The 7064-nt window shown below is 69.7% G+C and carries 7 protein-coding genes; 3 read left to right on the top strand and 4 right to left on the bottom strand.

Annotation, left to right across the window (positions count from 1 at the left end; translation table 11 throughout):
- The 4 genes from MKL09_RS22920 to MKL09_RS22905 all read right to left on the bottom strand — a co-directional run.
- Positions 1-1428, bottom strand: a 1428-nt coding sequence (locus tag MKL09_RS22920; RefSeq protein ID WP_244024009.1) for a porin, incomplete at its 3' end; no start/stop codon positions are given.
- 437 nt (positions 1429-1865) lie between these two features.
- Positions 1866-2552 carry a metal ABC transporter permease gene (locus MKL09_RS22915; RefSeq protein WP_244024007.1) on the bottom strand — a complete coding sequence of 229 codons (687 nt, stop codon included), beginning with the start codon at positions 2550-2552 and terminating at the stop codon, positions 1866-1868.
- 135 nt (positions 2553-2687) lie between these two features.
- Positions 2688-3296: a HupE/UreJ family protein gene (locus tag MKL09_RS22910; protein ID WP_244024005.1), complete on the bottom strand. Its 609-nt coding sequence runs from the start codon at positions 3294-3296 to the stop codon at positions 2688-2690.
- 80 nt (positions 3297-3376) lie between these two features.
- Entirely contained in the window at positions 3377-3940 is a 564-nt protein-coding gene (locus MKL09_RS22905; protein ID WP_244024004.1) for a PilZ domain-containing protein, read from the bottom strand.
- A gap of 251 nt (positions 3941-4191) precedes the next feature.
- Between MKL09_RS22905 and MKL09_RS22900 the strand changes: the two genes are divergently transcribed.
- From MKL09_RS22900 to MKL09_RS22890, 3 genes are all read left to right on the top strand, one after another.
- Positions 4192-4713 (top strand): hypothetical protein, encoded by a 522-nt coding sequence (locus MKL09_RS22900; protein WP_244024002.1) that lies wholly within the window; start codon positions 4192-4194, stop codon positions 4711-4713.
- A gap of 2 nt (positions 4714-4715) precedes the next feature.
- Entirely contained in the window at positions 4716-5156 is a 441-nt protein-coding gene (locus MKL09_RS22895; protein WP_244024000.1) for a DUF421 domain-containing protein, read from the top strand.
- Positions 5157-5335: 179 nt separating this feature from the next.
- Positions 5336-6937 (top strand): gamma-glutamyltransferase family protein, encoded by a 1602-nt coding sequence (locus tag MKL09_RS22890; RefSeq protein ID WP_244023998.1) that lies wholly within the window; start codon positions 5336-5338, stop codon positions 6935-6937.
- Positions 6938-7064 lie beyond the last annotated feature (127 nt).

Genomic DNA, 7064 nt, shown 5'->3' with positions numbered 1-7064 from the left:
GCTCGCACCGGCCACGAACTGGTAGGTATCACGCAGGGCCTGGCTCAGCTGGTAGAACCGGGTGCCGGGCGTGCCAACCGCGTTCGAGCCGAACGGGTTGCTGCCGGCCAAGCCGCTCACGAGGTTGTAGATCGCGCCCTGAGCCAGACGGGCGCCCTGCGAGAAGCTCTGCTCGCCGTAGGACCCGAACACGGCCGAGCGCCATTCCGGCGACCAGTAGTGCAGGTACGAACCGACCACCGTGAAGCTCTGCGAGGTCTGCAGCTGCCCGGTGAAGGGGTTGACCGTCGCATCCGAGAAGTACTGGGCGAACTTCTGACCCTGGATGGTGGTGGTGCTCTGCGTGTACGAGCCGGTGTAGGCGGAGTATCCGGTGTAGAGCTGCGCGCCGTCGCCGTAGGCCCCCTGCAGGTAGAAGGCATCGCCGGGTGCGATGAACGGCGTGTTCACCTTGACGCCGCCCTGCACCGCCCAGCCCTGGACGTTGCTGGTATGGGCCGGCGCAATGACGGGGCCAGTGCCGGTGCTGGCAGCCGTCGAAACGTTACCGACGTTCAGCTCGTGGGTGGCGGCGGAGAGCTGGGCCGAACCCCAGGCCTGGTCGAGGCGCAGGGCGCCGACGAAGTCGGGCAGACGCGAGCGCTCGATGCTGTCGATGTTGGCGTAGCGACCGGGGCCAACGAAGATCGGCGTCGGCTGGTTGGTCACACCGAAGTTCGAGACCGCGCCGCTGTTGACCATCGCGGAGATGTTGTTCGGCGAGAAGATCGGGGTCCGGCGGAAGACCGGATCTTCGATCGAGATCGTAGCGGACAGGCCGTTGCCCGCTGTCGCCGTGTAGGCGAGCAGGTTGGTCGAGGGGTTATCCGAGCCAGCTGTGAGGCCCATGATCTCGAAGTCGTGGGCGTAGAAGTCGAAGAACGAGGAGGCGCGACCGGCGGTCAGGCCGGCGAACTGGATGAAGGCCTTGTCGACGTTCGAGAACTGCTGGTCACGGCCGAAGCTGTCGGTGCCGATGCCCGGGTAGGCTTGGCCGATGCGCTGCTGCGTGCCTGAGGTGCCGACGCCGGAATAGCCGGTGCGGGCGCCGGCGTCCAAGCGCACGAAGGCGCGCAGGGTGCCGTAGGCAGTCTGGGTGCGGGCATCGAGGTTGATGCGCATCCGCCCCTGATAGCCCGACGTGTCGCCGGCGGCGCCAGCCTGGCGGGTGTAGCTGGTCTGATAACCACCCTCGAACCGGGCGCGGCCGGAGAGACGCAGGCAGGTATCGGTGCCTGGAATATAGAAGAATCCGGCGCCGTAGGCCGAGCAGACGGGGACGTACTCGATCGGGACCGCCTTCTTGACCGGCAGGTCGGCGGCGTGAGCGGCTCCGATCGCGGCGAACGCGGCGGCGGAACCGAGTAGAGAGCTCTTCAAGAGCTTCATAGACATCTCCAAAGCTTCGAGACCCAATGATGCGGACATGTCCGGTTCTCCGGATCTTGCCGCACGTCTTGTAGGTTTGGCCTGCGTCTTAGGTGGCAGGCTCCTGCGGGCTCTCGCTTGGCGATGCCCCCGTGCACGATCACCATGTGCGAACGGGTTTCGGCGAGCAATCAGAATTCGGCTCGGATAAATTGGTTCCTGTGCGATGTTGCCGCCCGGCAACAATATCAGAACGCTTTAGCCGGCAACAGCTTGCCGGATGTAATGGTATGCTTGCCGGAGCGGCAGCGGTGCTGCCGAACCGGGCACGGCCGGTGCCGCCCCGACCGGCCGTTAGGGTCGGGGCGATCCGAACGTGTGCGGTGTCCGAGGATCAATATTCTCGTGGTGCCTGGGTGTCGGACACCCCGTTTCGGGGGGACGCGCCCGGCATCGACTCACATCGGCGGCGTCAGGCCGTCCTTGCCGACGGCGACGCGGCGCGCCGTGACCGTGCCGTCCTCGCCCCGCGCCGCGACCACGAACGCATTGGCGCCGGCCGCGATCGCGCCCTTATCGGCGGCCTCGAAGGTGACCACCGGAGCCTGCGGCGGGACCAGGATCTGGATCGATTGGCCCTTGCCGTAATCGACCGTGAGGGTGCGCTCCGCACCGCTGCCGCTCGCCTTGACGGTGCCGTTGGTCATCGCGCTCTTCACCCGGGGGGCGTCCGGCGCGGTCGCGGGGCCGCCGGCCTTCACGGTGCCGTTGGTCATGGTGCTCTTCACCGCCGAGCCGCCGGTGCGGTCGGGGATCACGTCCCAATCGTAATGGCCCTCACCGGTGCCGCGCATCGATTCCGGGAACAGCACCACCTCCAGGGCCACCGGCGGCTCGCCCTTCGTGGCGGTGCCGATGAACACGCCGTCCTTGATCTGGTCGAGCTGGGCCGGGATGACCCAGGAGACCTTGGCGTCCGGCGCCAGGGTCACGCGCTCGCTCTTGCCGTCCAGGGTCTTGAGGGTGAAGCCGCCGCCCTCGACGGCCTCGATTGTGCCGCGCAGGCGCTCGGGCGGCGCGGCGGCCTGGGCCTGGATGCCGAGCGCCAGCAGGCTCGCCAGGGCGAGTGTCGGAAGTCTTGCCATGTAGGGGTCCTCTCGCCGCGCAGACATGCGCGGCGAGCGTGACCTGGGACTCGGAGCGTCCGTGTCAGCCCCGGGCGCCTGTGACATCGCGACCGCCGGGCGGGGCGGTCACCCGCCCGGACCGGGAGCCGACGCTCAGGCCGGGAGCGCCAGCAGGGCGAGGCCGTCCGCCGCGACCGCGGCGCCCAACGCCGGGGCGGCGCGGGTCGCGCCGCCCCGCGCCGCAGCGAATCCGAGGCCGATCCCGGCAGCGTGCAGGAGCGCGGTGGCGGCCAGGAAGCCGAGGCCGAAGGACAGGCCCGAGGCGGTCTCCGGCATCTCGGCGCCGTGGGCGTAGCCGTGGAACACCGCAAACACCCCGACCAGGCTGGCGAGCACGGCCACCGGCGCCCGCAGGCCGACGATCGCCGCAAGGCCGAACACCACGATGGAGAGTGCGATCCCGGTCTCGGCGTAGGGCAGCGCCACGCCGGCCATGCCCAGCCCTGCCCCGGCGCTCATCAGCGCCAGGAAGGACAGGGGCAGCGCCCAGAGGGCCCGGCCGCCGCGCAGGGCGGCGAGCAGGCCGACCGCCACCATCGCCAGCACGTGGTCGGCCCCCATCAGCGGGTGCAGGAAGCCGGCCTCCGCGCCGAGCGCGGCCCCGTGGCCGGGATGGGCCAAAGCCGCCTGCGGCAGCAGCGCGAGCGCGGCCGGAAGGGCGGCCAGGGACGAGACGAGGGGTGCGGCGAGCAGGCGCTTCATCGGTGATCCTTCGAGGGTCTGCTCAAGATGTAGCGCCGATCCCGCGGCTCTGCGAGGGGCGCCCCCGCGCAGGGAGGCCCTCAGAGCGCCATCGCCGCGTGGACCGCGTCCGGCTTCAACGGCTCCATAAACGCCGCCCCGACACCGTGCTCGAAATGCCGGGCGACCCGGGCCGCCCGGCTGCCGACCCAGATGGTCTCGCCGAGTTCCAGCGCCTGGTCGACCAGCAGGCCGATGCCCGAGGCCGAGACGTTGAGGATGTGTCCCGGGAAGCTTCCCCCGGATTCCAGGGTGATCACGACGGTTTTCTGGGCCGGCACGATGCGGCGGTGGCCGCGGATCGGCTCCGGGTGGAAGTTCTGGGCGCGTGCCAGCGTCACGAATTGCCGGGCCAGCCCGTTGAGCGTCGCCCGGCCGCCGCGGACCCAGACGACGAAGTCCTGGCCGGACACCTCGGTGATCCGCACCTCCAGCTGCCCGATATGGCGAATGCTGCAGGTCAGATCCTCACCCGCCGCCAGTCGGGCCGAGGACCGGAGCCGGATCCCCTCCGCGGTGACGTCGGCGGTGACCGCGTAGAAATCCGGCCTGCGGATGTTCCAGCAGAGAGCGGGCAGCACGACCATGTGCCGTCGGCTCGTCATGCCGGTCATCGACCTGTCATCGGTGCTCGATCCATCGGCAGGCTTCTGCGATGGCGAAGCCAGCAAAAGTCTTCCGAAATTCACTAAAATCGACTCGTCCACGGGCCGTCATCCAACGGAGACTTCTATCTGCAACTTCAGGGCGCATGCAGGCCTGCAAAGGCACAGCACCGCGCGTAACGGCGGAACTCCGGCCTCCGGTGCGCGTAACGGTCACGCCTTCGGGCGCGCCGCGCGGGAGGAGCCGAGCCTTGGAGATCATCCACGACGACCCGCCGATGCCGGAAGAGATCGCCGCAGGCTTCTACCCGGCCTTCGAGGATGGCTGGCGCCGGGCCGAGATCGCCGGCCGTTTCGGGATGCTGGCCTTCGTGGCGATCTGCGCGCTGGGCCTCGTCGGGCACGGGCCGTTCAGCGAGCGCACGCGCACCAACGCGGACGACTCGATCACCATCCGGTACGAGCCGGTGGTCCGGTTCGGCGCCCCGACGATCCTGCGGCTCGATACCCGCGTGCCCCCGGGTGGCGACAAGGTCGCGGTGACCATCGCCAAGAACCTCGTCGACCTGTTCGGGCTGGAGAGCATCACGCCGCGCCCCGAGACCTGGCAGATCGCCGGCGCGAACATCCGGCTGGTCTTCCCGGTGCAACAGGGCGAGACTCGCGCGCTGATCCGCTTCACCGGGTCGCCGAGCTTCCACGGCGGCGTCGACCTCACGGCCCATCTCGATGCCGGCGAGACCTTGTCCTGGTCGCAATACGCGGTGCCGTAGCCATGAACACCGTCGTCAAGGCCGCGGTGGCCTATCTCATCGTCCTGTTCGTGATCCGGCTGATCGGGCGGCGCACCGCCAGCCAGCAGGCGCCGATCGACATGGTCGTGCTGTTCCTGTTCGGCGGCCTGAGCGTCAGCGCCGTGCTCGGCGACGACCATTCCTTCACCGGGGCGATGAGCGCGCTGCTCACGGTCGGGCTGATGCACGTCGCCGTCTCGTGGTTGAAGCTGCGATTCGTCTGGTTCGAGCGGATCGTCGACGGGACGCCGATCGTGGTCTATCGCGACGGAATCTGGGACGAGGCGCGCATGCGCCAGCTCCGCATGCAGCAGGCCGACATCCGGACCGCCGCCCGCCAGCAGGGCCTGGACGACCTCGACAAGGTAGCGGTCGGCATCGTCGAGCGCGACGGCAAGGTCTCGATCATCGAGAAGGCGTGACGCGAGCCGCCGAGCCTGCATCGGCGCGCGCGGAGGCGCTGCGGATCATCTGAATATAGGATACGGTTTCGAGCCGGCGCCGACAGGGCTTAGCCGGCGGTTCGGCATGAGCGGCGGCGGCCCCTCCACTCCGACGGGGCGGAGGGCCGGCGGCTCGATCGCACAGGACAGGATTTCCCGTGAGAGACTTTTCCGCACCCGGGCGCTCACCGGTCTACGCTGCCAACGCCGCCGTCGCGACCTCCCATCCGCTGGCAACCCTGACGGCCATTGAGGTGCTGCGCACGGGCGGCAACGCCGTCGATGCCGGCATCGCCGCGGTGGCGGTGCAATGCGTGGTCGATCCGCTGATGACCGGCATCGGCGGCGATTGTTTTGCGCTGTATGCGCCGGCCGGCGCGTCCAAGCCGATCGCGCTGGACGGGTCCGGCAGGGCCCCCGCCGCCGCCACGCCCGACTGGTACGCCGAGCACGGCGCCGCAATCACCCCGACCTCGCCGCACGCGGTCACGGTGCCGGGGGCCGTCGGGGCCTGGGACCTTCTGCTGCGCGAGCACGGCACGCGCTCGTTGAGCGAACTGCTCCAGCCGGCGATCCGCTACGCCGAGGACGGGTTCGTGATCCAGCAGCGTGTCGGCTGGGACTGGCTGCGCTGTGTGCCCCGGGTCGCCGGGGATCCCCACGCCGCCGCGACCTACCTGATCGGCGGCGCGGCCCCGGCGATCGGCAGCGTCTTCCGCCTGACGAAGCTGGCCGCCACGCTCCGGCGCATCGCGGACGAGGGACCGCGCGGCTTCTACGAGGGGCCAGTGGCTGACGACATGGTCCGCCGGCTCAACGAGCTCGGCGGCCTGCACACGCGGGACGATTTCGCCGCGTCCCGGCCGGACATGGTCACGCCGGTCTCGACCCGTTACCGCGGCTACGACGTCTACGAGTGCCCGCCCGCCGGCCAGGGCCTCGCCGCGCTGATGATGCTGAACGTGCTCTCCCATTATGACGTGGGCGCGCTCTCGGACCTCGACCGGCTCCACCTGTTCGCCGAGACCTGCAAGCAGGCCTATCACCACCGGGACGTGCTGTTCGGCGACGCCGATCTCGCCCGGGTTCCGGTGGAGCACCTGCTGTCGGATGCCTGGAGGGCCGCCGCCCACGGGGCGATCGACATGACCCGGGCGCAGCCGCCCGAGATCTATCCCGAGATCGCCCGGGAGATCGCGGAGGAGCGCGCCCACAAGGACACGGTCTATCTCTGCGTGGTCGACCGGGACGGCAACGCGCTGTCGCTGATCAATTCCGTGTTCCAGGGCTTCGGCTCGGGGATCCTGGCGCCGGAGAGCGGCGTGCTGTTGCACAACCGCGGCCTGTCGTTCCGCACGGAGGCCGGACACCCGAACAGCATCGGGCCGGGCAAGCGGCCGATGCACACGATCATCCCGGGCCTGCTGATGAAGGACGGCCGGGCGGTCGCACCGTTCGGCGTAATGGGCGGCCATTACCAGGCGATGGGCCATGTCGAGCTGCTGTCGGGGATCCTCGACCGGGGCCTCGACGTCCAGGCGGCCCTCGATGCCCCGCGCAGCTTTGCCTATGGCGGCAGCCTGGAACTGGAGGGCGGCATCTCCGACGCCGCGATGGCCGGCCTGATCGCGCGCGGTCACCCGGCGATCCGAGCACCGCTGCCGCTCGGCGGCGGCCAGATCATCTGGATCGACCGGAAGGCTGGCACGCTGGCCGCGGGATCGGACCCGCGCAAGGACGGGGCTGCTCTGGGGTATTGAGAAACAGGCACCGACTTTGGAGGCTACCGGACCAAAGGTGTCCGGAGGCAGCGCGGGTCCCCTCTCCCGCACGGGCTAGGAGGTTCACACATCGCTGCCGGATGGGAGCCAAGGCCAACCCCAAGCG

Origin of the sequence: Methylobacterium sp. J-048, assembly GCF_022829515.1 — a bacterium.
Lineage (GTDB): Bacteria > Pseudomonadota > Alphaproteobacteria > Rhizobiales > Beijerinckiaceae > Methylobacterium.
This window is presented reverse-complemented; position numbering and strand designations above follow the sequence as displayed.